Source organism: Saccharopolyspora sp. NPDC000359, assembly GCF_040300525.1.
Taxonomy (GTDB): domain Bacteria; phylum Actinomycetota; class Actinomycetes; order Mycobacteriales; family Pseudonocardiaceae; genus Saccharopolyspora.
Genome location: NZ_JBEPDU010000013.1, coordinates 81,451 through 103,442, shown reverse-complemented (window position 1 = coordinate 103,442; position 21,992 = coordinate 81,451). Strand labels below are relative to the sequence as shown.

Genomic DNA, 21,992 nt, shown 5'->3' with positions numbered 1-21,992 from the left:
GGTGGGGTCAGCGTCAGGTTCGCCGACGCACCGGGGTGGTTCGACCTCGGGGGCTCGGGTGTCCATGACGACGTGTCGGTGCTCGCCACGGCTGCGGGGGAGGTGCACGTGTTCGGCGCGGCTCGGGCCGGGCTGCTGCACTGGGAGTTGACCGGGACCGGCGCGGAACTCGTCGCACCGCCGTCCGCGCACCGCCCGGCCGGGGCGATCGCCGTGGCCCGGGGTGCGTCCTCCTACGCGGCGTTCCGCGAGGCGGGGACCGGGCACTTGGTGGTGCTGGGGGAGCAGGCCGGGTGGGGTGTCGTGCGCCGGGTGAGGGTCGCGGCCACCTCCGATCCGGCGCTGGCCGCAGGGGATCCGCCGGTGCTCGCGGTCCGCGGTGCGGGCGGTCGGGTCGAGGTGTTCGACGGGGCCCGGACCGCCGTGCCCGGGCTTGTCGTCGGGGATCCGGCGCTCACCCCGGACGGCCGGTTCGTCGTCGCGCTGGGCGACGACGGCGAGATGCACGTGAGCCCGCGCCCCCGGCAGGGGACGCGGGCTCCGCGGTCAGTGCGCTCAGGCTGCGGTCCGCACGGCACCCGCCGCCGCGTCCTGTCGGCGCGCCTCACCCGGGTCGGACGGGTCCTTCACCTTCAGGCTCAGCACCGCCACCAGGATGTAGAGGATGCTGAAGGCGATCGCCACACCGCCACCGCCGACCAGCGGGAACAGCACGGTGACCACGACCGGGCCGACGAACGCGGCACCACCGGCGCCGAAGTTCAGGATCGCCAGGGCGGCACCCTTGTCCTTGGGCGCGACCATCGACGGCATCAGTGCCGACAGCGGGACGAACCCGGCCAGCAGGATGCCGTAGACGACACCGAAGGTGGCCGTCACCGCGAAGCTCTGGGTGGTCACCGCGGTGAAGTACCAGACCGGGGTCGCGATGGCGCAGCCCACGCAGCCGAACCAGGTGATGGTGCGCCGCCAGCCGAAGCGGTCCGCGAAGACGCCGAAGAACAGGTTCGCGGCGATGTTGGCGCCATAGCTGATCGAGGCGAGCGTGGCCACCTGCGCGGAGGTGAGGAAGCCGCCGCCCGGCGTGGCCGGGCCCAGCACGAACGGGAACATCGCGAAGAAGCCGTACTGCGGCGCGGTGTTGACGATGCGGATCAGGCCACCGGCCAGGGTGCGGCGGTCGCGCCACAGGATGTCCACGCCCTCGGCGAGCCGCTTGAGGCTGCGCGGGTTCTCGACGGTCTCGTCGGCGATGGGCTGCAGGCCGTGCTTCTCGCGGACCGCGAAGCTGCCGATGAGCACACCGACGGTGACCACGACCAGCGACAGCACCAGGGTGCCGCGCTGGCTCAGGCCGAAGCCGCCCATCGCCACCGCGGCCAGCGCCGCGCCCAGGGTGGGCAGGCCACCGGTGAAGGCGAACCAGAACCAGCCGGCGACCGAACCGCGCATCTTGACCGGGCTGGCGATCTGCACCCACACCAGGAACGCGAAGGCGAACAGCGGGTAGGCGAAGCCGCGGATGCCGTAGGTGGCCACGATCAGCGTCGCGTTGTGCGAGGGCAGCGCCACGAACAGGAACAGCAGCTCGAATGCGATCCACCAGGCGCCGCCGAGCCACATCACCCGGCGCGGGCCCCAGATCGACGACAGCGTCCCGGAGAACCACGAAGCGATCATCGCCGCGACGCCGTAGATGGTGACCGTGGCGAACGCCGCGGTCGAGCCGGGCAGGCCGCCGCCCTCGGGCTGCTGCAGGTAGTCCGAGAGGAAGGTGGTCTCCACGCCGTCGCCGATCATGAAGATCAGCACGGCGACGAAGCCCCAGAACAGGGGCTTGGGGATGCCGATGCGGTCGAGACCGCTGGCCGGGCGGGTCGCCTCGGTCTCCGCCGTGGTCTGTTGGGACATCACTGTCTCCAAGGATTGGAAGTTCTCGGCGCTCGCGTGCAGCGGGCCGGTCTACGAGTGCTGGCTATCATGCACCTCGTTCATATTAACGCGCAAGACGTTAATTTGAGGCGTTGCCCCGCGTGGTCGCGCCGGTACCGGCGGTCACTCCAGCGGCGCGAGGCGCACGTCGGTCTGCTCCCGCATCTCCTCCACCAGCCCCGCGTCCAGCTCGCCGGCCAGCAGGACGTGGTCGAAGGCGCTCACCGGGGCGAACTGGTGCAGCGCGGAACGGGCCACCTTGCTGGCGTCCATCATCAGCACCCTGGTCGTCGCGCTGGCCAGCATCGCCCGCTTGACCAGCACGATCTCCTGCTCCTGGTGGTAGGTGAGGCGCGCGTTCATCGCCGAGGTGGACAGGAACACGATGTCCACCGAGAAGGTGCTGATCATCTCCTGGCAGGGCAGTCCGAGGTAGGAGTCGTGGGTGCGGGAGTACTCACCGCCCAGGCCGATCAGCCGGATGTCGGGCACGTCCCGCAGCGCCTCCTGCACCTGCCGGTAGTTGCTGACCACGGTCAGCGGGCCGACGTCGGGCAGCAGCCGGGCCAGCGCGAGCGCGGTGGTGGAGTCGTCCAGCATCACCGACATGCCGGGTGTGATGAACTGCAGCGCGTCCCTGGCCAGCGCGTTCTTCTCGGCGGTGTGGGTGTGCAGCCGGAAGTCCGAGCTGCTCTCGAACACCGTGGACGGCTGGGCGGAGACCCCGCCGTGGTACTTGCGCAGCAGGCCCCGGGTGACCAGGTCGTCCAGGTCGCGGTGCACCGTCATCAGGCTGACGCCGGTCAGCTCGGAGAGCTCCGCGGCGCTGGCGAAGCCCTGCGCGACCACGTGGTCGATGATCTTCTGCTGGCGCAGGAGGCGGGGGGACTGCTTCTTCGGTGCGGACGCCATGCGGCCATCTTGCCGCGAGCAGCGGTCCGGGAGGGACGTGACGCTGAACTATCATTCAAAGGGTGACAATTAACGTTGATCATGTTAATTTGTGCGGTGTCAGTGAGTGTGCGGGAGGTAAGAGATGACCCAGTCCGACCAGCCGAACGGCGCCCACCGCGCGGTCGTGTTCGACATGGACGGCGTCCTGGTCGAGAGCGAGCACCTGTGGGAGCGGATGTGGGCCAAGTTCGCCGCCGCTCGCGGCACGACCTGGACCGGTGAGCAGACCCGGCAGGTCCAGGGCATGAGCGCCCCCGAGTGGTCGGCCTTCCTCGCCGCGTTCGCCGACGCCGCCGAATCCGCCGAGGCCACCGAGAAGATCGTGGTCGACGACATGATCGCCGCCCTCGACGGCGGCGAGATCGAACTGCTGCCGGGGTCGGCTCGGATGGTCACCGAGACCGCCGCCCGCGCCCCGATCGCGCTCGCCTCCTCCGCGCCGCGCCGCCTGATCGACGCCGTGCTGGACCGCCACGACCTGACCAAGTACTTCAGCGCAACCGTGTCCAGCGCCGAGGTGCCCCAGGGCAAGCCCAGCCCGGACGTCTACCTCGCCGCCGCCGAGAAGCTCGGCCAGGACCCCACGCAGTGCCTGGCGGTCGAGGACTCCAGCAACGGGCTGCGTGCCGCGGCCGCCGCCGGGATGACCGTGGTGGCCATCCCCAACGCCGACTACCCCCCGGCCGAGGACGCGCTGGCCGGTGCCAGCTACGTCGCCTCGGACCTCGACGACGTGCGGCAGCGCCTGGTGAGCTCGCTGCCCGAGCCGGTCGGCAGCTGACCCAGCCCGCTCCCCTCCCCAGGCAGGCCCGCCCCGGTTCCTCAGCACGCAGAATCGGGTGGTGCCGCCAAGCAGCCCCCGTGACAAAGGAGTCCTCATGACCAGCGTCCTGGCCGCAGGTGACCACTTCGTCGCCCCCGAAGTGTTCGTCGACGCGCTGCGCAGCAGCACGAGCGCGCACGACCTGCAGTTCAGCACCCTGAAGCTGCCGTGGCCGGTGGAGCCGTTCGGGCCGGTCGGCAACGTGCACGAGGCCAGCGGCACCGAGCAGCAGCTGCTCGACGCGCTGGGCGACGCGGAGATCGTGGCCACCCAGATGGCGCCGTTCACCGCCGACGTGCTGGCCGCCACCCCGAACCTGAAGTTCGTCGGCGTCTGCCGCGGCGGGCCGGTGAACGTCGACCTGCAGGCCGCCACGGACAACGGTGTGATCGTCAGCTACGCGCCGGGCCGCAACGCCGCCGCTGCCGCCGAGTTCGCGGTCGGCCTGACCCTGGCGGCGCTGCGCCGCATCCCGGGCTCCGACGCCGAGCTGAAGTCGGGCAACTGGCGCGGCGACTACTACGCCTACGACAACGCCGGCATCGAGCTCGAGGGCGCCACCGTCGGTCTCGTCGGATACGGCGCGATCGGCAAGATCGTGGCCCGCGTGCTCAAGGCCTTCGGCTCGCACGTGCTGGTCTCCGACCCGTTCGTCAAGGCCGAGGACGCCGCGCGCGACGGTGTGGAGCTGGTCGACCTGGACGACCTGCTGCGGCGCAGCTCGGTGGTCAGCCTGCACGCGCGGTTGACGCCGGAGACCACGAACCTGCTCAACGCCGACAACCTCAAGCTGCTGCCGGAAGGCGCGGTGCTGATCAACTCCGCGCGCGGTGGCCTGCTGGACTACGCGCCGCTGCCGGAGATGCTGAAGTCCGGTCGGCTCGGCGCGCTGGCGGTGGACGTCTACGACATCGAGCCGCCGCCGCGCGACTGGCCGCTGTTCGACGCGCCGAACGTGATCACCACCCCGCACCTGGCCGGTGCCACCCGGCAGACCGCGCACCGCGCGGCGCAGATCGTGGCCGGTGAGGTGGCGCTGTTCCTCGACGGCAAGCGCCCGCGCTTCGTGGCCAACCCGGACGTGCTGGCCAAGTTCGAGGGCCTGCAGGCATGATCATCGGGGTTGACGTCGGAACGTCGGTGACCAAGGCGTCGCTGCTCAACCGCGACGGAACCGCCCTGGTCACGCACAGCATGCGCAGCACCCTGAACCGCCTGCCGGGTGGTCGGGTGGAGCAGGACCTCGACGAGGTCATCAGCTCGGTGGTGCGGGTCGTGCGGGAGGTCGCCGCGGTGGCCGAGAGCACCGGCGAACCGGTCGAGGCGCTGGCCATCACTGGCCAGGGCGACGGCCTGTGGCTGCGCGACCACCAGGGCCTGCAGGTCGGTCCGGCGATCTCGTGGTTGGACGCGCGGGCCGCCGCCGTGCTGGACGGCTGGCACGGGTCCGGGGTGCAGCGCAGGGTCTTCGGGCTGACCGGTTCGGGGATGTTCCCGGGCTCGGCGGGTCCGCTGCTGGCGCACCTCGCCGAGCACTCCCCGGAGCGGCTGGAGCGGGCCGCGGTCGCCGGTTACTGCGTGGACGCGATCGTGCAGCGCTTCACCGGTGAGATCACCGTGGACGCCTCCGACGCCTCGCTGCCGTTCCTGGACGTGACCACGCGCAGCTACTCGGTGGAGGCGCTGGAGGCGTGTGGGATCGCCGAGCACCGCCGACTGCTGGCCGAACCGGCGCCGCCGAACAAGCTGTTCGCGCTGGACGGCAAGGCGGCCAAGGAGTTGGGGCTGCCCGCCGGGTTGCCGGTGTCGGCCGGTCCGTTCGACCTGCCCGCCTGCGCCTTCGGTTCCGGTGTCAGCAACGTCGGCGACGGCAGCCTGGTCATCGGCACCACCCTGGGCTGCCAGGTGCTGCGCGACGAGTTCGAGGTGGACCCGGAGGGTGAGGTCGCGGGCATGTGGCTGGCCACCCCGCTGCCGGAGCGCTACCTGCGGGTGATGCCGGCGATGGTCGGCACCGCGAACCTGGACTGGGTGCTGGCCATGGTCGGTGCCGGGGTGGACCAGCTGGAGACGCTGCTGGCCAGCAGCAAGCCCGGTGCCGGTGGCGTCTCGGCGCTGTCGTTCCTGTCCACGTCGGGGGAGCGCGCGCCGTTCGTGGCGCCGCACGCGCGCGGCCAGTTCACCGGGCTGTCGCTGGACACCTCGCAGGCGGACCTGGTGCGGGCGATGTGCGAGGCGGTGGCCTACGCGGCCCGGCACAACCTGGAGTCCGCCGGGCTGACCGGCGAGGTCTCGGCCTGCGGCGGTGGGGCGCGTTCGGCGGCGTGGAGCCAGATCTTCGCCGACGTGCTCGGTCGGCCGCTGCACGTGCCGTACGAGGAAGGTGTGGGCGCGCGTGGCGCGGCCATGACCGCGTGGGACTCGTTGGGTGAGCCGGTGGACCGCGAGCTGTGGGCCGCTGGGCGGCGCACCGTGCAGCCGCACCCGAACGCGGTGGAGTTCTACGAACGCGGCTACCGCGAGTACCTGGTTTCGATCGACCGCGCCCGCCCGCACTGGGGCGCGAGCTCCTGACTGCTGCTTGAGGAGAAGTGCGATGACGCGCTTGTACGACGACCCGGCGACGTTCACCGAGGACATGGTGACCGGCTTCGTGGCCGCGCACCCCTCCTACGTCCGGCAGGTGCCGGGTGGTGTGGTGCGGGCCAGGCGGCCCCGGCAGGGCAAGGTCGCGGTGGTCACCGGTGGTGGGTCCGGGCACTACCCGGCGTTCTGCGGGGTGGTCGGGCCGGGTTTCGCCGACGGGGCGGTGATCGGCAACATCTTCACCTCGCCGTCGGCCGATGACGCGTACTCGGTGGGGCGCGCGGTGGACCGCGGCGCCGGGGTGGTGTTCTCCTTCGGCAACTACGCCGGGGACAACATGAACTTCGGCTTGGCGGTGGAACGCCTGGAGCGCGACGGGATCCGCGCGCACAACGTGGTGGTCACCGACGACGTGGCCAGCGCCCCGGCGGCGGAGCAGAACAAGCGCCGCGGCGTGGTGGGCGACTTCGTGGTCTTCAAGATCGCCTCGGCGGCGGCCGAGGAGGGCTACGACTTCGACGAGGTGGTGCGGGTCGCCGAGCACGCCAACGCACGGACCCGCAGCCTGGGCGTGGCCTTCGACGGGTGCACGCTGCCCGGTCAGGACAAGCCGCTGTTCGAGGTGCCGGAGGGCCGGATGGGCCTGGGGCTGGGCATCCACGGCGAGCCGGGGGTGTCGGAGCGGGAGCTGCCGTCGGCGTCGGAGCTGGCGAAGATCCTGGTGGACGGCCTGCTGGAGGAGGCGCCGAAGACCGGTTCCCGCCGGGTGACGGCGATCCTGAACGGGCTGGGCGCCACCAAGTACGAAGAGCTCTTCGTGGTGTGGGGCACGGTGTCGCGCCTGCTGGCCGAGGCCGGGGTGGAGGTCGTCGCGCCGGAGGTGGGCGAGCTGGTGACCAGCCTGGACATGGCGGGCTGCTCGCTGACGCTGACCTGGCTGGACGACGAGCTGGAGCGGCTGTGGCAGGCCCCGGCGGATGCACCGGCCTACCGGAAGGGCAACGTCGAGCTCGCGGCCGCGGATGCGGCGGTGGAGGACGAGGAGTTGCCGGAGCTGCCGGCGGAGGTCGCCGTGGTGGCCCCGGCGGAGGGGCAGGCGACGGCGGCGACTGTGGTGCGAGGCCTGCGCGCGATCGCGGACCTGCTGCACGACGAGGAAGAGGAGTTGGGGCGCCTCGACGCGATCGCTGGCGACGGCGACCACGGGCGGGGCATGACCCGCGGTAGCGCGGCGGCGATCGAAGCGGCGGAGGAAGCGGCGCAGCAGGGCGTCGGCCCGGCTGCGGTGCTGGTCGCGGCGGGTGATGCGTGGGCGGCCAAGGCCGGGGGCACCTCAGGTGTCCTGTGGGGCGCGGCGCTGCGGTCCTTCGGTGACTTGCTGCCCGACCACCGCGCGGCGCTGCCCGGGGACCTGTCGGCCGGTGCGGCGGCGGCGCTCGCCGCGGTGCAGCGCCTGGGCCGTGCGGAGCTCGGTGACAAGACGCTGGTCGACGCGCTGGTGCCGTTCGTGGAGGCGCTGCGCAGCGAGGTCGACGGCGGCGCGAGCGGCCGCGAGGCCTGGGCCCGCGCCGCGGAGGTCGCCACGGAGGCGGCGGCGAAGACGGCGGAGCTGAGGCCCCGCACCGGTCGCGCCCGACCGCTGGCGGAGCGCAGCGTCGGCACGCCGGACCCCGGCGCGACGTCGTTGGCGCTGGCCCTGACCCGGATCGGCGAGGTGCTCGCTGGTGACAGGAAGGACGGACAGAAGTGACTGAGCAGCAGGCACCGCTGCGCATCGTGGTCGGCTCCGACGATGCGGGGCTGCAGTACAAGGATGCGTTGAAGAAGGACCTGGAGAACGACGCGCGGGTCGCCGACGTGGTGGACGTGGGTGTGGGCTCGGACGAGCACACCGCGTACCCGCACGTGGCGGTCAACGCGGCCCGGCTGGTGGCGGAGGGCAAGGCGGACCGCGCGCTGCTGGTGTGCGGCACCGGACTGGGCGTGGCGATCAGCGCGAACAAGGTGCCGGGCATCCGCGCGGTGACCGCGCACGACAGCTACTCGGTGGAGCGGTCGATCCTGAGCAACAACGCCCAGGTGCTGTGCTTCGGCCAGCGCGTGGTGGGCTTGGAGCTGGCCCGCAAGCTCGCTTCGGAGTGGCTGGACCACCACTTCGACGAGTCGTCGCCGTCGGCTGAGAAGGTAGCGGCGATCAGCGGTTACGAGTCGGCGTCGGATGTTCCCGGCGCCTCCTGTTGAACGAAGGTGTGAAGTGAGCAGTTCGCGACTGGCCGCGCAGCGCAGCGAGGTCATCGCCATCGCCCAGCGCATGACGGCGGACCGGCTGGTGGTCGGCACGTCCGGCAACGTGTCGGTCCGCTGTGGTGATCTGGTGGCGGTGACGCCCTCCGGCGTCGACTACGACGACCTGCAGGTCGCCGACATCCCCGTGGTGACGCTCGACGGCGAGGTGGTGGAGGGCGAACTCAAGCCCACTTCGGAACTGCCGATGCACCTCACCGCCTACCGCGAGCACGACGCGGGCGCCGTGGTGCACACGCATTCGCTGCACGCGACGGCGTTGTCGTTGCTGCGCGACGACGTCCCGGCGGTGCACTACCAGCTGGCGGACTTCGGTGGCCCGGTGCGGGTGGCCGAGTACGCGACGTTCGGCAGCGACGAGTTGGCGAAGTCGATGTCGAAGGCACTGGTGGATCGCACGGGCTGCATCCTGCGCAACCACGGCACGGTCACGATCGCGGATTCGCTGCCGAAGGCCTACAACCGCGCCCGCCAGCTGGAGTGGCTGTGCGAGCTCTGGTTGACCGCGACGCGGGTCGGCGAACCGAACCTGCTCAGCGACGAGGAAATGGCCCGCTGCGCGGAGCTCTTCGTCGGCTACGGCCAGCAGCCCCGCTGAGCGGGACGAGGCGTCACGCGATGCCCTCCGGCACCCTGGGCGCAGGGATGAGGTCCCGGAGGGTTTCGCGGTAGGCGGCGGGTAGTGCTCTGCCGCCCGGTCTGGGCGCCCGAGATGGGTCCACTTCGGACGGTGGGGTGAACACCGGTCGGCCCCGGGGCATGGCGATGCCCCACTGCTGGCTGTGCACGACCCGGTGGTGGTGCGCGCACAGCATGGTCATGTTGTCGACGGTGGTGAGGCCGCCGTCGATCCAGTGCGTGACGTGGTGTGCTTGTGGTGTGCCGGGAGGTCGGTCGCACCCAGGGAACGCGCACGCCCCATCGCGCTGCAGCAGCGCCGCCCGGATGTGCGTGGCGCCGTTTGCTGGGTGCTCCGACGTCCAGCGGGAGGCTGTCACTCCCGAGCGCCACCGGCAGGACCTCGCAGTCACGGGCGATGCGGCGGATGTTCTCGGCGGTGATGGACTGCTCGGTGGCCTGCACCGTGCCGGGCATGCCTTCCGCACTGAGCAGCAGACCCCGCTTGAGGTCGTCGAAGTCGACGGTGATGGTCAGGTGCGGCCGCTGCCCACCCGCGCGCGGCACCCGGTCGGAGTCCAGCACGAGGTCGACCAGCGCGGCGAACCCGTCGGCGTTGCGCTGACCAGCGGTGCGGGGGGCCCTTCTCGCCGTCAACTCCGGGCCGGGGCCCGGACAGCGGTCGGAGGGCCGCGACAAACTTCCCCCGGTTTTCCGGTTCAGGCGAGCCTTCACGACGAGCATGCCGTCCCGCCCAGTGGCGTGGTGCAGCTCCCGCGCTTCGTGCTGGGCCTCGTCCCGGTAGGCACCGTCCTGGTCCAGCAGGTACTTGATGCGTTCGGCGAGCCTGGCCAGGTCACGCGGGCACATGCGGGGGCCGTTGTCGGCCAGGATCGCGTCGATGTCCGCAGTGTGGTGCACACGCGCGTGCTCGGGCATGGTCCGCACGCGGCGGGACACCACGCGCGCGTGCTCGACCCCGATGCCCCCTGCGGCGAGAGCGGAGGCGGTGGCGGAAAGATCAGCGGGGAGCGGTTCGCCGCAGTGGCTCGTCTGCCTCTCGACATCGCGAGCGACGACGACGCGTCCCCTCGCCTCTGCCAAGTCGATGTTGAGCAGCCCCTGCAGCCACACCCGAGGTGAACGGGGGCCCTGCTCGGTGTGCAGGCCCCGGTGCTCGGCCTCGGCGATCAGCTGCACCTGGCGCATCCGCACGGTCCGCACGACTCGCTCGATCTCGGAGATCTCAGCCACGACCTCGGCGTCGCGAAGCTCCACCGCAGGGCGCGCCCCCGAGCGGGACTCGACGGCTGCCGCAACCTCGACGGCGGCAGCCGGAGTCGCCGCCGAGCCCAAGGCGTCCTCGGCGTGACCGGCGGAACTCATCAACAACGGTGCCATGCAACGATTATCGCCGTAGTCGAACAGGATTTCGACCGAGTATTGGTCACTCGATGTGGTGATCAACGTGGTGGGGGGTGGGGTGGTCTCGGTGGTCGGTGGTGATACCCGGAGGGTTGGTGGTGGGGTGTTGATGGGATTGAAACTGCAGTTGGGTGTGGGTTTGCGTGGGATGCAAAGGGGTAGGGGTCGGCTGGGGTGATTGCAATTTCAACCGCTATTGGCGTGGTCGCGGTCCGAGGGAACCAGCGGGGAGAGACGCCAATCTCAATTGGAACTGCAGTCGTGACAGCACCGCTACAGCCCCAACCACCTCCAATTCGCAAGCCAACGCAATAACCCCAGAGTCACCAAGGCACACGGCAGGCGCCCAAGCACGAACCCCCAAAGGCCCCCACCCAACCCCCCGTAACCCCACCGAAAACCCCGAAGCAATCTCCTGAAACAACCCCCACCCACCATGACCCCATGTCCCGCACCCCAAGCCGCCCGACCTGGACCCGAGAACTCGTCGAACTAGCCGCCCTCTGCCTAGCGGCAGCAGCGGTGCACCTCGCCGCCACCGGCACCCACGCCCTCACCCCGCTCCCAGTAACCCTGATCACCCTCGGCACCGTCCTGCTGGCAGCAGCAGCGATCCACAAGTCCAGAACCCGCCCAACCCCAACGGAAACCCCGCCAACCACACCCGCGACGCCAACCCCCGCCACCCGCCAGACCCTGTGGCGGCTCAGGGCCTCCGTCACCGACACCCCGGGCCGACTGGCCCGTCTGGCTGGCGGTCTGGCAGCGCTCGGCGGCGACATCCGGACGATGCAGGTCCATCCGGTCCCCGGCGGCGCGGTCGACGAAGTCCTCCTGCACGTGCCCGAACGGGTCTCCCGCTGGGGCCTGATCGAAGCGGTCGAGTCAGCAGGCGGCCGGGACGTCGTGGTAGCCCTTGCGGACGTGCGGGAACTCGACGACGTCCCCACGCGCACCGCGAACCTGGCCACCGACCTCGTCAAGGGTCGCACCGACCTCGTCCGCGCACTGCGCGCGCTGCTCGGCCGAGTGGAGGTCCGCTGGCAGGAGCAGGAGGAACCAGGCACGGACGCGGGGATGCGGCTACCGGCCCCGGGCGGCGGAGAACTGGTCCTGGAACGCCCCGGCGGCTCGTTCACCCCCGCTGAGTTCGCCCGGGCAGCTGCGCTGGTCGACCTCGCCGAAGCCTGCCGATCCCGCCTCCGCCCCACGTCCCGCACCGCGCGCACCACGGATGGCGAAGACCTGACGATTCGCGCCGCCGACCGCGGCGACCTCGGACTGGTCGCGGAGTTCCACGAGCGCTGCTCCGCCGCTGCCCGCTACCGCCGCTACTCCAGCCCCGGTCCGGCCCCGGGCGAACGCGGCCTGCAGCGGCTGCTCACCCCGACCCTGGGCCGTTCGCTGCTGGCGGTCTCGGCGGCTGGGGAAGTCGTCGGCATGGGGAACCTGATGTACGACGGGGACACCGGCGAACTCGCCCTGCTGGTCCGCGACGACTGGCAGCGCCGAGGGGTGGGCACGGCACTGGCGGACGAGTTGGTCGAGCAGGCCTGCGAGCTCGACCTGCGCACGCTCACCGCGCACACCCACGTCGACAACACCGCGATCGCGCGGACGTTGCGCGCCGCGGGCTTGAAGCTGGTCGGCGTGCCGGAGCCGGGGGAGTGGCGCTGGGCGCGGGACATGCAGCACGCGTGACCGGCCCCGAATCAACTTTTTGTTGATTCTTCCCCAGTTCTTGACGGAAGCGTTGCGGCTGCGGAGACTCCTTGACCACCCGGCGAAATCGATTTTCCGCAGCGTGAAAGAGTGTGATGATGCGGTCGTCCGAACGCAAACCTCCCGCGAGCCGGGTCAGGCGAATCCTGTCCTCGCTGTTCGTCCAGGTCCTCGTCGCCGCGGCCATCGGCATCGCGGTCGGCCACTTCTGGCCGGACTTCGGCGCGGCGCTCAAGCCGATCGGTGACGGGTTCATCCGGCTGATCAAGATGGCGATCGCACCGCTGATCTTCTGCGTGGTCGTGGTCGGCATCTGCAAGGCGGGCGACATGCGCTCGGTGGGCCGTATCGGGCTCAAAGCGCTGATCTACTTCGAGGTCGTCACCACCGCCGCGCTGGCGCTCGGGCTCATCGCGGGCAACGTCCTGCAGCCCGGTGCCGGTCTCGACGTCGACCCGACCACCCTCGACTCCTCCGGCGTGGTGGAGAAGACCCACGGCGAGCAGATGCCGGGGCCGGCCGAGTTCGTGCTGCACATGATCCCGGAGAGCGCGGTCGCGGCCTTCGCCGAGAACGAGCTGCTGCAGGTGCTGCTGTTCGCCGTGCTGTTCGCCGCGGGGCTGCTGCACGTCGGGATCACCCGCGCTCCGCAGGTCTTCGCCTTCGTCGACCAGACCGGCGAGATCATCTTCAAGATCATCGGCTACGTCATGCGCCTCGCCCCGCTCGCGGTGTTCGGCTCCATGGCCTACCTGATCGGTGAGTACGGGTTGTCCTCGCTGAGCACCTACGCCAAGCTCATCGCCGCCTGCTACGGCGCGGCGCTGCTGTTCTGCGCGCTGCTTGGCATCCTGCTGCGCGCCGTCACCGGCCTCAGCCTGCTGCGCTTCCTGCGCTACACGCGCGAGGAGTTCGCGCTGGCCGTGGGCACCGCCTCCAGCGAGGCCGTGATGCCGCGGATGATGGAGAAGCTGGAACGCGCGGGCTGCCGCAAGGAAGCCGTCGGGCTCGTGGTGCCGACCGGGTACTCGTTCAACCTCGACGGTGCCTCGATCTACCTCTCGCTAGCCACGTTGTTCATGGCGCAGGCGGTCGGTGTCGAGCTGTCCATCGGCCAACAGCTCACCGTGGTGCTGGTGCTGGTGCTGACGTCCAAGGGCATGGCCGGTGTTCCGGGCTCGGCGTTCATCGCGCTGTCGGCCACCGCGTCGGCGGTCGGTGTCATCCCGGTCGCCGCGGTGGCCCTGATGCTCGGCGCGGACCGCTTCATGGACACCATGCGCGTGGTGACCAACCTGCTGGGCAACTGCGTGGCCACGTTCATCGTGTCCAAGTGGGACGGTGCCTTCGACCGGGGCCGGGCCCGCGAGGTCCTGGCCGACCCGGCGGCCGCGCCTGCGGCGGACGTGCCCGCCGCCCGGGACCCGGACGCGACCAAGCTGTGAGCGGGTGGTCGGTGCCGCGCCCTCGACGCGGCACCGACCCGCATCACCGGTCGGCGAGCTTCTCAGCCAGCAGCGGGGCCATCGTCTCCAGCGAGTACGGGATGCTGAGGACGGTGTTGTGCGCCAACGCGATCCCGGCGTCGGTGAACGGCACGACGACCACGTCGCCGCGCTTGGCCACCTCCAACCGCTGGAACAGCGGGTCCTGGGACAGCCGCTGCGAGTTGCCCTTCTGGTCGATGACCACCAGCACGTCGGACTCCAGCACCGAGGTCTGCTCGGGGCTGAGGTTGAGGTAGAAGTTCTTGCCGTCGTCGAGCGCCTGCGCGGCGGGCGGCAGCTTGATGCCGAGGCTGTCGAGGAACCGCCCGCGCGCGTCGTTGCGGGTGTAGGGCCAGTAGCCGCCCTGCGGGTTGATCAGCACCACCGCGCCGGTGGCCCCGGCGAACTCCGGGTGCTGCGCGGTGACCTGGTCGATGCGGGCCTGCGTGTCGGTGACCAGCTGCTCGGCCTGCTCGGACCTGCCGACGGCCTTGCCGATCATCCGGGTGGTGTCCTGCCACGGCGTGCCGAAGTCGGGGTAGCCCGCAGGGCGCACGATGGTCGGTGCCAGGGCGGACAGCCGCTGGTACAGCGCGTCGTCGACGGCGGCGTTGACCGCGACGATCAGGTCCGGCTGCAGCGAGGCGACCTCCTCCAGGTCGACGTCGCCCTGGGTCTGGAACAGGTGGGGCTGCGCCCCGCGCAACCGGTCCGCCGCCCACGGGCCGGGGCCCGGCAGGTCGCTCCACGGGCGCATGGCCACCGGGACCACGTCCAGCGCCAGCAGCGGGTCGACGTCGGTGTAGCCGAGCGCGATGACGCGTTCCGGGCGCTTGGGGATCTCCGTCGTGCCGTGCGAGTGCTCGATGGTCACGGGAAAGGTGCCGTCGTCGGCCTGCTGCTCCTGGTCGTCGCTCGCGCTGCCGCAGGAGGCGACCAGCAGCAGCGCGGTGAGCGAGCAGAGGAGCACGGCGGTGCGGTGCCGCACGCGCGCGGGGAGGGACTGGTGCATGAAGGTAAGGCTAACCTACCTCGCGGGGATCCCGGTTCAGTGGATCGAGATCACGCCCAAGCCGAGCCCGGTGGCGATCACCACCGCGCACACCACCAGCGCCCACTTGATCGCGAACCGGTGGTGGTCACCGAGGTCCACCTTGGCCAGGCCGATCAGCACGTACATCGCGGGCACCAGCGGGCTGAGCATGTGGATCGGCTGCCCCAGCAGCGAGGCGCGGGCGATCTCGACCGGTGCGATCCCGTGCTGCGCGCCCGCCTCGGCCAGGATCGGCATGATGCCGAAGTAGAACGCGTCGTTGCTCATGAAGAAGGTGAACGGCACGCTGAGCACCGCCACGATCACGCTGAAGAACGGGTACAGGCCCTCCGGCATGGCGCTGAGCAGGTAGTGCGCCATCTGCTCGATCATCCCGGTGCCGGAGAGCACGCCGGTGAACACCGCGGCGGCGAACACCATCGAGACCACCGAGACCACGCTGTCGGCGTGCGCGGCGATGCGGGTGCGCTGCTGCTCCAGGTGCGGGTAGTTGACCAGTAGCGCGATCCCGGTGCCGATCATGAACAGCACGGCGATCGGCAGCACGCCGACGATGAGCGACACCAGCAGGGCGGCGGTCAGCGCGGCGTTGAACCAGATGAGCTTCGGCCGCAGCGACTCGCGGTCCGGGGCCAGCACGTCGAAGTCGCCGTCGGCGGAGCCACCGGTCCCGCTGCCACCGGTCCCGCTCCCACCGGCGAGCACCAGCTCACCGCTGCGCACCCGGGCGCGCTCCCGCAGGCCGAGCGCCCAGGCGAGCACGAAGACCGTGGCCAGCCCAGCGACCAGCGGCGGGATCATCGGCACGAACAGCTCCTGCGGGTCCAACCCCAGCGCGCTGGCGGCGCGGGCGGACGGGCCGCCCCACGGCACCACGTTCAGGATCGCGTTGGTCAGGCAGGCCAGGCCGGTCATCAGCACCGGGCTGATGCCCAGCTTGCGGTACAGCGGCAGCAGCGCGGACACGGTGATCATGAACGTGGTGGTGCCGTCGCCGTCCAGCGACACCACGGCGACCAGGGCCACCGTGCCGACGACCAGCTTGAGCGGGTCGTTGCCGGTGAGCCGGACCACCGCGCGGGTGATCGGGTCGAACAGCCCCGCGTCGATCATGATCCCGAAGTACAGGATGGCGAACAGCAGCATCGCCGCCGTCGGCGCCACCGATCCGATCCCGTCGACGATCATCTCGCCCAGCTCCGGCGCGAAGCCGCCGAGCAGCGCGAACGCCGCGGGCACCACGATCAGCGACACCATCGGCGAGACCCGTTTGGTCATCACCAGGAAGAGGAAGACGGTCACCATGCACAAGCCGAGGAGCGCGATCAACGCCTTCCCCCTTCCCGTCGGACCGGAGTGGTCCGCGTAACAGCGGTGTTTCGTTGCGCGAGACCGTAGGTGAACGGTTCGGCATCCCGGGAGCCTTGTGCGCGTTGTCCGCCTAGCCCGCGTTCTCCGCGTTCTGCGCGTTTAGCTCGCGAGCTAGGGTCGACGCATGTCACGCCGACCGGTGCGGTTCGCGCGGCAGGCGTTGCTGCTGCAGATCGGTCTGATCGCGCTCGTCGTCGGGATCGGGTTCGTCCTCGTCGCGTCGTTGCTGGACCGCGCGCTGGAAGACCAGTTCGGCCAGCGCGCGCTCGCGGTGGCGCGCGCGACCGCCGCGGACACCGAGCTCGCTGCCGCGGTGGCCCGCGAGGACCGCAGCGGGGCGGTGCAGGACCGCGCCGAGCGGATCCGGACCAGCACCGGGGCACTGTTCATCGTGGTCGCCGACCGGCAGGGCATCCGGTTGGCGCACCCGAGCCCGGGCGAGATCGGCGAACCGGTCAGCACCGACCCCAGCTCGGTGCTCGCCGGTCACGAGGTGGTCGACGTGCAGCGCGGCACGCTCGGCTACTCCGCGCGCGGCAAGGTGCCGCTGCGCGACGCCGCCGGGACCGTGGTCGGGCAGGTCAGCGTCGGGTTCGACACCGAGGACATCGACCACGTCCTGCTGCGGCTGCTGGGCACCACGGCGGTGTTCACTGGCGGCGCGCTCGTGGTCGGGGTGGTCGGTGCCGCGCTGCTCACGCGTGGGCTCAAGCGCCGCACCCTGGGGCTGGAGCCGCACGAGCTGGCCGACCTGGTGCGGGAGCGCGAGGCGGTGCTCTACGGCATCGGGGAGGGCGTGCTGGCCGTCGACGCCGACGGGCGGGTGTCGTTCGCCAACCAGGAGGCCGAGCAGTTGCTGGGCACCGGTGTCGCGCCCGGCACCCCGGTGCGCGAGCTGGCCGTCCCGTCCCGGCTGCGTAGCGCGCTGGAGGGCGGGCAGCCGGTGCAGAACATGATCACCGTCGCCGGGGACCGGGTGCTGGTGGCCAACCACCGCCGGGTCAGCCGCGACGGCGCGGACCTGGGCAGCGTGCTCACCCTGCGGGACCGCACCGACCTGGAGGTGCTCAACCGCGAGTTGGAGTCGGTGCGCGGCATGACCGACGTGCTGCGCGCGCAGCGCCACGAGTTCAGCAACCGCCTGCACACCCTGTCCGGACTGCTGCAGACCGGGCACCACGACGAGGCGGTCGCCTACCTGCAGGCCCTCGCCAGCGGGCCGGTCGCCGGGCTGGGACCGGCGGGCGAGGCGGTGCGGGACCCGGTGCTGCTGGCGTTCCTGGCGGCGAAGAAGGCCGTCGCGGCCGAGAAGTCGGTGGCGCTGGAGCTGGGGGAGACCAGCTGGGTGCCGGGTAGGGTGCGCGCGCCGGTGGAGGTGACCACGGTGGTGGGCAACCTGGTGGACAACGCGGTGCGCGCGGCGCAGCTCGGCGAGCGGCGCCCGGCCCGGGTGGAGGTGGACCTGCTCGCCGACGGTGCGACACTGCACGTGTCCGTTGTGGACAGTGGTGGTGGGGTGCCGCCGGGGCTGCGGGAGGACCTGTTCGTGGAAGGGGTGTCCACCGAGGACGGTGACCACGGGCTCGGCCTGGCGTTGTGTCGCCAGGCGGCCCGCAGCTTCGGTGGCGACGTGCGGCTGGCCGACCCGGGCGGCGCGGAGCGCGGCGCGGTGTTCCACGCGTGGCTGCCCGGCGCGGTGACCGAGAGCGAGGAGGGTGCATGATCCGCGTGCTGGTGGTGGAGGACGACTTCCGGGTGGCGTGGGTGCACGCCGAGTTCACCGAGCGCGTGGCCGGGTTCCAGGTGGTGGGCACCGCGCACTCGGCGGCCGAGGCGCGCGACCTGATCGCCTCCAGCAACCCGGACCTGGTGCTGCTGGACAACTACCTGCCGGACTGCTCCGGGATCGCCCTGCTGGCCGACCTGGACGTCGACGTGATCATGCTGACCGCGGCCGCCGACGCCGCCTCGGTGCGCGCGGCGCTGTCCGCCGGGGCGCTGAACTACCTGGTCAAGCCGTTCACCGCGGAACAGCTCGCGGACCGGCTCAGCGCCTACGCCCGCTACCACGCGCGGCTGTCGCCGACCGGCGGCCAGGTCGGCCAGGACGAGATCGACCGCGCGATCCGGCTGCTGCACGAGGGCGACCGGCCAGGCGCGCCGAAGGGCCAGTCCGCGGTGACCTCCCGGCTGGTGCAGGACGCGCTGCGCGCCGCGGACGGCCCGCGCTCGGCGGCCGAGATCGCCGCCGAGCTGGGCATCGCCCGCGCCACCGCGCAGCGCTACCTGGCCGGTCTGGCCCAGGACGGCAAGGCCCGCATGACCCTCCGCTACGGCGCCAGCGGCCGACCCGAGCACCAGTACGAGGCCCCGGGCACATGACCGGGTCAGGCGACCCGGGCGGCGGGCGGCAGGCCGGTCGGGGTGCCCTTGGGCCAGCGGGCCGGTTCCGGGCCGAGCTCGACGAGCTGGCGGACCTGCAGCTCGCACCACGGCGAGACCTCGGTCGTCCCGGACAGCACCCCGGCGCTGAACTCCGCCCAGTCCACCCAGCGGGTCTCGGCGACCTCCTCCGGGTTGGGCCGCGGGGTGTGCTCGGTGAACGCGAAGAACACCGGGCACATCTCGTTCTCGACCACCCCGTTGGGCATCACCGCCCGGTAGCGGAAGCCGGGCAGCGCCAGCTCCAGGCCGTGCACGGCCAAGCCCAGCTCCTCGCTGAGCCGCCGGGCGATCGCGGCCTTCATCTCCTCCTCGGGAGCCGGGTGGCCGCAGCAGCTGTTGGTCCACACGCTCGGGAAGGTGCGCTTGTGATGCGCCCGCTGGGTGAGCAGGAACTCGCCCCGGTCGTTGAACACGTAGCACGAGAAGGCCAGGTGCAGCGGGGTCTCCCGGTGGTGCACGATCGTCTTGTCCTCGACCCCGACCGCCTCACCGGACTCGTCGAGCAGTACCACCTGTTCCACTGGTGCGACCTCCGCAGTTCGTCGTGCTGGTTCAGCGCCGTTCTGGCACCAGCACCACTTTGCCGTAAGTCTGCCGATTCTCCAGCGCTTCGTGCGCGGCGGCAGCCTGGGACAGCGGGAACGGGGGCCCGACCAGCGGTTCCAGGCTGCCGTCGGCGAGCGCGGCCAGCGCCTCGTCCTCCAGGGCGCGCATGCCGCCGGGCACCTTGAGCAGGTTCGGGCCCAGCGCGACCGTGGCCGACAGCGCGCGAGCCAGCAGGTCGTCGGAGGTGAAGCCGTGCTCGCCGAGCTCCCGCCCGTACATGACGATGCGCCCGCCCGCGCCGAGCAGGTCGAACGCCGCCCGCCCGGAGGCACCACCGGCGCCGTCGAGGACCAGGCTCACCGGTCGGTCGAGCTCCTCGCGCACCCGGTCCGCCCAGCCCGCCTCGGTGTAGTCCACCGCCAGGTCGGCGCCCAGCTCGCGGACGATGTCGACCTTGGTCGGGCCACCGGCCGCGCCGACCACGGTCGCGCCGACGTTGCGGGCGTGCTGGACCGCCAGGGCGCCGATGCCCCCGGCCGCCGAGGTGACCAGGACGACGTCGTCGGCGCTCGGGCGCGCGGTGCGCAGGATGGACATCGTGGTGCGCCCGGTGCCGATCATCGCCACCGCGGCGAGCGGGTCGGTGCCCTCCGGCAGCACCTGCACCGCCTCGACCTCGCGCACCGCGTACTCGGCGTAGCCGCCGCTGGCCTGCCCGAGGTGGGCCACGACCGGGCGGCCGAGCCACTCCGCGGCGACCCCGTCGCCGATCTCGTCGACGACCCCGGCGACCTCGCGGCCGGGCGTCATCGGCAGCTCGGGCAGCGGTAACGGTCCGCCCACCAGGCCCTGCCGGATGGTGGTGTCGATGACGTGGACACCCGCCGCGGCGACCGCGATGCGGACCTGCCCGGCGCCCGGGTGCGGGTCGGGCACCTCCTCGTGGCGGAGGACCTTCGCCGGACCGAACTCGTGCTGCCGGATCGCGTGCATGTCGTGCTCCTGTGCTCGTCGAAGTGGGCGCGGTCCGCGCCCGCAGCCACGACGCTAGGAGCTCCAGTTAACTTGAGATCAAGTCCGCGCTTCGAGGAACTTCTCCGCGCTGGCCAGGACGTCGTCCTGGAAGGCGAGGTAGAGGTTGGCCACGACCTCCGCCGACGAGATCCGCCCGCCGATGAGCTGCTCGACGTTGCGCAGCCGGTACCGGACCGTGTTGGGGTGGATGAACAGCAGCTCCGCCGTCCGCTTGACGTCCTGGTCGCAGGCCAGGAAGAGCACCACGGTCCGCGCCAGGTCCGGTGACTTGACCAGCGCGCCGAAGTGCCGCTCGAACCGGTCGGCGACCTGCGCGTCGTCGCGGCGCGTCAGCAGCCAGGTGGCGAAGTCGACCTCGTCGAGCCGCACGATCGTCCGGCCGCTGCCCCGGCCGCGGCGACGACCGGCCAGGTGCCAGGCGGTGCTGGCCTCCTCGGCGTAGCGCGCGGCCACCGCGAGATCGGTGAAGGGGCCGCTGACCCCGACCAGGTGGGTGCGGGCGAGCTCGTCGAGCCAGCTGCCGGCGGCGTCGCGCTCCGCGAGCACCGCCGTCAACCCGCCGGGCTCGTGGTCGGCCACGCGCTCCGCGGACAGCACCAGCGGCAGGTCCGCGAGCTCGGCCTGCTCCAGCAGGGGTTCGGCCGCGTCGCGCGCCCCGGGCTCGCCGCGATCGCGCAGCGGGCTGGCCACCACGGCGCGGAGCTCGTCGCCGACGCGGAACCCGAAGGCCCGCAACCGGGCCCAGGTCTGCCGGACCTGCGAGGCGGTGATCCCGCTGCGCAGGGCCGACACGATCCGCGCCGCTTCGGCCCGCTCCTGGCTGATCACCAGCGACCGCGACGCGTTGGCGGCGGCCAGCACCCGCTCCGCGGTCTCCAGCAGCTCCGGGCTGATGTCGTCGAGCAGCGCGCCGTTGCGCGAGGCCACCGCCAGCTGGAACCGCGTGCCCCGGAGCAGGAAGGGCCGGGTGGCGACCACCCACTGCCCGACGGTGAACCGCTGCGCCTCGCGCTGGCGGGCGCTGATCTCCTCCCAGACCAGGCGTAGCGGCCCGTGCCCGGTCGAGGCGACGATGCGCCCTTCCCCCTCGTAGAGCACTGCCGCGCCTTTGCACAACGTGCCCAGGCGGACCACCAGCGCGCTCACCGGGTCCGACGCCGCCAGCGCGTGCAGCAGGTCGTTCTGCAGCCAGACCGTGCGCTTGAGCAGGTAGGTCTCCATCGACAGCGCGCCGCTGCTGATGAAGTCCGCGACGGCGTCGAACGAGACCTCGGCGGCGTTCACGCCCAGCACCGGCAAGTCCCGCTCGCGCGCGGCGGCGCGCAGGCCGTGCGGCACCCGGTCGAAGTGGACACCCGTCCCGAACAGCAGGGCTGTGGCGTCGGCCGCGACGAGGTCGGCGACCAACCGCTTCTGCGGCTCCGGGTCGTCGGCGGTGGTGGCCAACCCCGCCCCCGTGGTGAGCGCGATCGCCCCGGGCCGGGACCGGGTCGCGGTGTTGACGGCCTCGACCGGGTGCGCCGCGCGGACGACCTTCGACAGGTCACCCGGTTCCACCACGGTCAGCTGCAGGCTCGGCTCGTCGACCAGGTGGCGCAAGGTCAACTGCGGCCACCCACCACGGCTGTCCACGCGCTGCCCTCCCAGTTGTCCGATCTGACAGATCGGCTCCGCCTTGTTCGTGATTGTC

18 protein-coding genes and 1 pseudogene are annotated in these 21,992 nt (G+C 71.6%); 10 read left to right on the top strand and 9 right to left on the bottom strand.

Annotation, left to right across the window (positions count from 1 at the left end):
* Positions 1-555 precede the first annotated feature (555 nt).
* Together ABT324_RS11340 and ABT324_RS11335 are read right to left on the bottom strand one after the other, a co-directional pair.
* Positions 556-1,911 (bottom strand): MFS transporter, encoded by a 1,356-nt coding sequence (locus ABT324_RS11340; protein ID WP_351175075.1) that lies wholly within the window; start codon positions 1,909-1,911, stop codon positions 556-558.
* A 144-nt stretch (positions 1,912-2,055) separates the two neighbouring features.
* A complete protein-coding gene (locus ABT324_RS11335; protein WP_351175073.1) occupies positions 2,056-2,844 on the bottom strand; it encodes a DeoR/GlpR family DNA-binding transcription regulator in 789 nt (262 codons plus the stop codon).
* A gap of 124 nt (positions 2,845-2,968) precedes the next feature.
* On the opposite strand from ABT324_RS11335, the gene ABT324_RS11330 reads away from it, so the two are divergent.
* The 6 genes from ABT324_RS11330 to ABT324_RS11305 all read left to right on the top strand — a co-directional run bounded on the left by ABT324_RS11330 (position 2,969) and on the right by ABT324_RS11305 (position 9,197).
* Positions 2,969-3,667 (top strand): HAD family hydrolase, encoded by a 699-nt coding sequence (locus tag ABT324_RS11330; RefSeq protein WP_351175071.1) that lies wholly within the window; start codon positions 2,969-2,971, stop codon positions 3,665-3,667.
* Positions 3,668-3,764: 97 nt separating this feature from the next.
* Complete coding sequence (locus tag ABT324_RS11325) at positions 3,765-4,823, top strand: 2-hydroxyacid dehydrogenase (protein WP_351175069.1); 1,059 nt, start codon at positions 3,765-3,767, stop codon at positions 4,821-4,823.
* On the top strand, positions 4,820-6,283 hold the full coding sequence (locus ABT324_RS11320; RefSeq protein WP_351175067.1) for an FGGY family carbohydrate kinase: 1,464 nt from the start codon (positions 4,820-4,822) through the stop codon (positions 6,281-6,283). Before ABT324_RS11325 ends, ABT324_RS11320 begins: the two co-directional genes overlap by 4 nt.
* A gap of 22 nt (positions 6,284-6,305) precedes the next feature.
* On the top strand, positions 6,306-8,045 hold the full coding sequence (locus ABT324_RS11315; RefSeq protein ID WP_351175065.1) for a dihydroxyacetone kinase family protein: 1,740 nt from the start codon (positions 6,306-6,308) through the stop codon (positions 8,043-8,045).
* Positions 8,042-8,536 (top strand): ribose-5-phosphate isomerase, encoded by a 495-nt coding sequence (locus tag ABT324_RS11310; RefSeq protein WP_351175063.1) that lies wholly within the window; start codon positions 8,042-8,044, stop codon positions 8,534-8,536. The genes ABT324_RS11315 and ABT324_RS11310 overlap by 4 nt, the downstream gene beginning before the upstream one ends.
* 13 nt (positions 8,537-8,549) lie before the next feature.
* Entirely contained in the window at positions 8,550-9,197 is a 648-nt protein-coding gene (locus tag ABT324_RS11305) for a class II aldolase/adducin family protein (RefSeq protein WP_351175061.1), read from the top strand.
* 13 nt (positions 9,198-9,210) lie between these two features.
* Here ABT324_RS11305 and ABT324_RS11300 read toward each other — a convergent pair whose 3' ends face one another.
* Both ABT324_RS11300 and ABT324_RS11295 read right to left on the bottom strand, forming a co-directional pair.
* Positions 9,211-9,597, bottom strand: coding sequence for an HNH endonuclease signature motif containing protein (locus ABT324_RS11300; protein WP_351175128.1), 387 nt, complete (start codon positions 9,595-9,597; stop codon positions 9,211-9,213).
* A 10-nt stretch (positions 9,598-9,607) separates the two neighbouring features.
* Positions 9,608-10,426: pseudogene (locus ABT324_RS11295) on the bottom strand (DUF222 domain-containing protein); the annotation flags it as partial.
* Between the two features lie 660 nt (positions 10,427-11,086).
* Between ABT324_RS11295 and ABT324_RS11290 the strand changes: the two are divergent.
* Positions 11,087-12,343, top strand: coding sequence for a GNAT family N-acetyltransferase (locus ABT324_RS11290; RefSeq protein ID WP_351175059.1), 1,257 nt, complete (start codon positions 11,087-11,089; stop codon positions 12,341-12,343).
* A 119-nt stretch (positions 12,344-12,462) separates the two neighbouring features.
* The gene (gene dctA, locus ABT324_RS11285) at positions 12,463-13,809 is read left to right on the top strand and encodes a C4-dicarboxylate transporter DctA (RefSeq protein WP_351175057.1); all 1,347 of its coding nucleotides are present in this window, start codon (positions 12,463-12,465) and stop codon (positions 13,807-13,809) included.
* Positions 13,810-13,852: 43 nt separating this feature from the next.
* On the opposite strand, the gene ABT324_RS11280 is transcribed toward dctA, so the two are convergent.
* Together ABT324_RS11280 and ABT324_RS11275 are read right to left on the bottom strand one after the other, a co-directional pair.
* On the bottom strand, positions 13,853-14,863 hold the full coding sequence (locus ABT324_RS11280) for an iron-siderophore ABC transporter substrate-binding protein (protein ID WP_351175055.1): 1,011 nt from the start codon (positions 14,861-14,863) through the stop codon (positions 13,853-13,855).
* Positions 14,864-14,899: 36 nt separating this feature from the next.
* Positions 14,900-16,234 carry a CitMHS family transporter gene (locus tag ABT324_RS11275; RefSeq protein ID WP_351175053.1) on the bottom strand — a complete coding sequence of 445 codons (1,335 nt, stop codon included), beginning with the start codon at positions 16,232-16,234 and terminating at the stop codon, positions 14,900-14,902.
* A gap of 166 nt (positions 16,235-16,400) precedes the next feature.
* On the opposite strand from ABT324_RS11275, the gene ABT324_RS11270 reads away from it, so the two are divergent.
* Together ABT324_RS11270 and ABT324_RS11265 are read left to right on the top strand one after the other, a co-directional pair.
* Positions 16,401-17,999, top strand: a complete 1,599-nt coding sequence (locus ABT324_RS11270; RefSeq protein WP_351175051.1) for a sensor histidine kinase — start codon at positions 16,401-16,403, stop codon at positions 17,997-17,999.
* Positions 17,996-18,658 (top strand): response regulator, encoded by a 663-nt coding sequence (locus tag ABT324_RS11265; RefSeq protein ID WP_351175049.1) that lies wholly within the window; start codon positions 17,996-17,998, stop codon positions 18,656-18,658. Before ABT324_RS11270 ends, ABT324_RS11265 begins: the two co-directional genes overlap by 4 nt.
* Positions 18,659-18,663: 5 nt before the next feature.
* Here the strand turns inward: ABT324_RS11265 and idi are convergent, their stop codons facing one another.
* The 3 genes from idi to ABT324_RS11250 all read right to left on the bottom strand — a co-directional run bounded on the left by idi (position 18,664) and on the right by ABT324_RS11250 (position 21,907).
* The gene (idi, locus tag ABT324_RS11260; RefSeq protein WP_351175047.1) at positions 18,664-19,242 is read right to left on the bottom strand and encodes an isopentenyl-diphosphate Delta-isomerase; all 579 of its coding nucleotides are present in this window, start codon (positions 19,240-19,242) and stop codon (positions 18,664-18,666) included.
* Positions 19,243-19,273: 31 nt separating this feature from the next.
* Positions 19,274-20,260 (bottom strand): zinc-binding dehydrogenase, encoded by a 987-nt coding sequence (locus tag ABT324_RS11255; RefSeq protein WP_351175045.1) that lies wholly within the window; start codon positions 20,258-20,260, stop codon positions 19,274-19,276.
* 78 nt (positions 20,261-20,338) lie between these two features.
* Positions 20,339-21,907, bottom strand: a complete 1,569-nt coding sequence (locus ABT324_RS11250) for a helix-turn-helix domain-containing protein (RefSeq protein WP_351175043.1) — start codon at positions 21,905-21,907, stop codon at positions 20,339-20,341.
* Between the last annotated feature and the right edge of the window lie 85 nt (positions 21,908-21,992).

Bases quoted from the DNA above. Each gene is read 5' to 3' on its own strand.
- ABT324_RS11280 (WP_351175055.1), bottom strand. From the start codon at position 14,863: ATGCACCAGTCCCTCCCCGCGCGCGTGCGGCACCGCACCGCCGTGCTC.
- ABT324_RS11315 (WP_351175065.1), top strand. From the start codon at position 6,306: ATGACGCGCTTGTACGACGACCCGGCGACGTTCACCGAGGACATGGTG.
- ABT324_RS11330 (WP_351175071.1), top strand. From the start codon at position 2,969: ATGACCCAGTCCGACCAGCCGAACGGCGCCCACCGCGCGGTCGTGTTC.
- dctA (WP_351175057.1), top strand. From the start codon at position 12,463: ATGCGGTCGTCCGAACGCAAACCTCCCGCGAGCCGGGTCAGGCGAATC.
- ABT324_RS11325 (WP_351175069.1), top strand. From the start codon at position 3,765: ATGACCAGCGTCCTGGCCGCAGGTGACCACTTCGTCGCCCCCGAAGTG.
- ABT324_RS11335 (WP_351175073.1), bottom strand. From the start codon at position 2,844: ATGGCGTCCGCACCGAAGAAGCAGTCCCCCCGCCTCCTGCGCCAGCAG.
- ABT324_RS11265 (WP_351175049.1), top strand. From the start codon at position 17,996: ATGATCCGCGTGCTGGTGGTGGAGGACGACTTCCGGGTGGCGTGGGTG.
- ABT324_RS11320 (WP_351175067.1), top strand. From the start codon at position 4,820: ATGATCATCGGGGTTGACGTCGGAACGTCGGTGACCAAGGCGTCGCTG.
- ABT324_RS11270 (WP_351175051.1), top strand. From the start codon at position 16,401: ATGTCACGCCGACCGGTGCGGTTCGCGCGGCAGGCGTTGCTGCTGCAG.
- ABT324_RS11290 (WP_351175059.1), top strand. From the start codon at position 11,087: ATGTCCCGCACCCCAAGCCGCCCGACCTGGACCCGAGAACTCGTCGAA.
- ABT324_RS11340 (WP_351175075.1), bottom strand. From the start codon at position 1,911: ATGTCCCAACAGACCACGGCGGAGACCGAGGCGACCCGCCCGGCCAGC.
- ABT324_RS11255 (WP_351175045.1), bottom strand. From the start codon at position 20,260: ATGCACGCGATCCGGCAGCACGAGTTCGGTCCGGCGAAGGTCCTCCGC.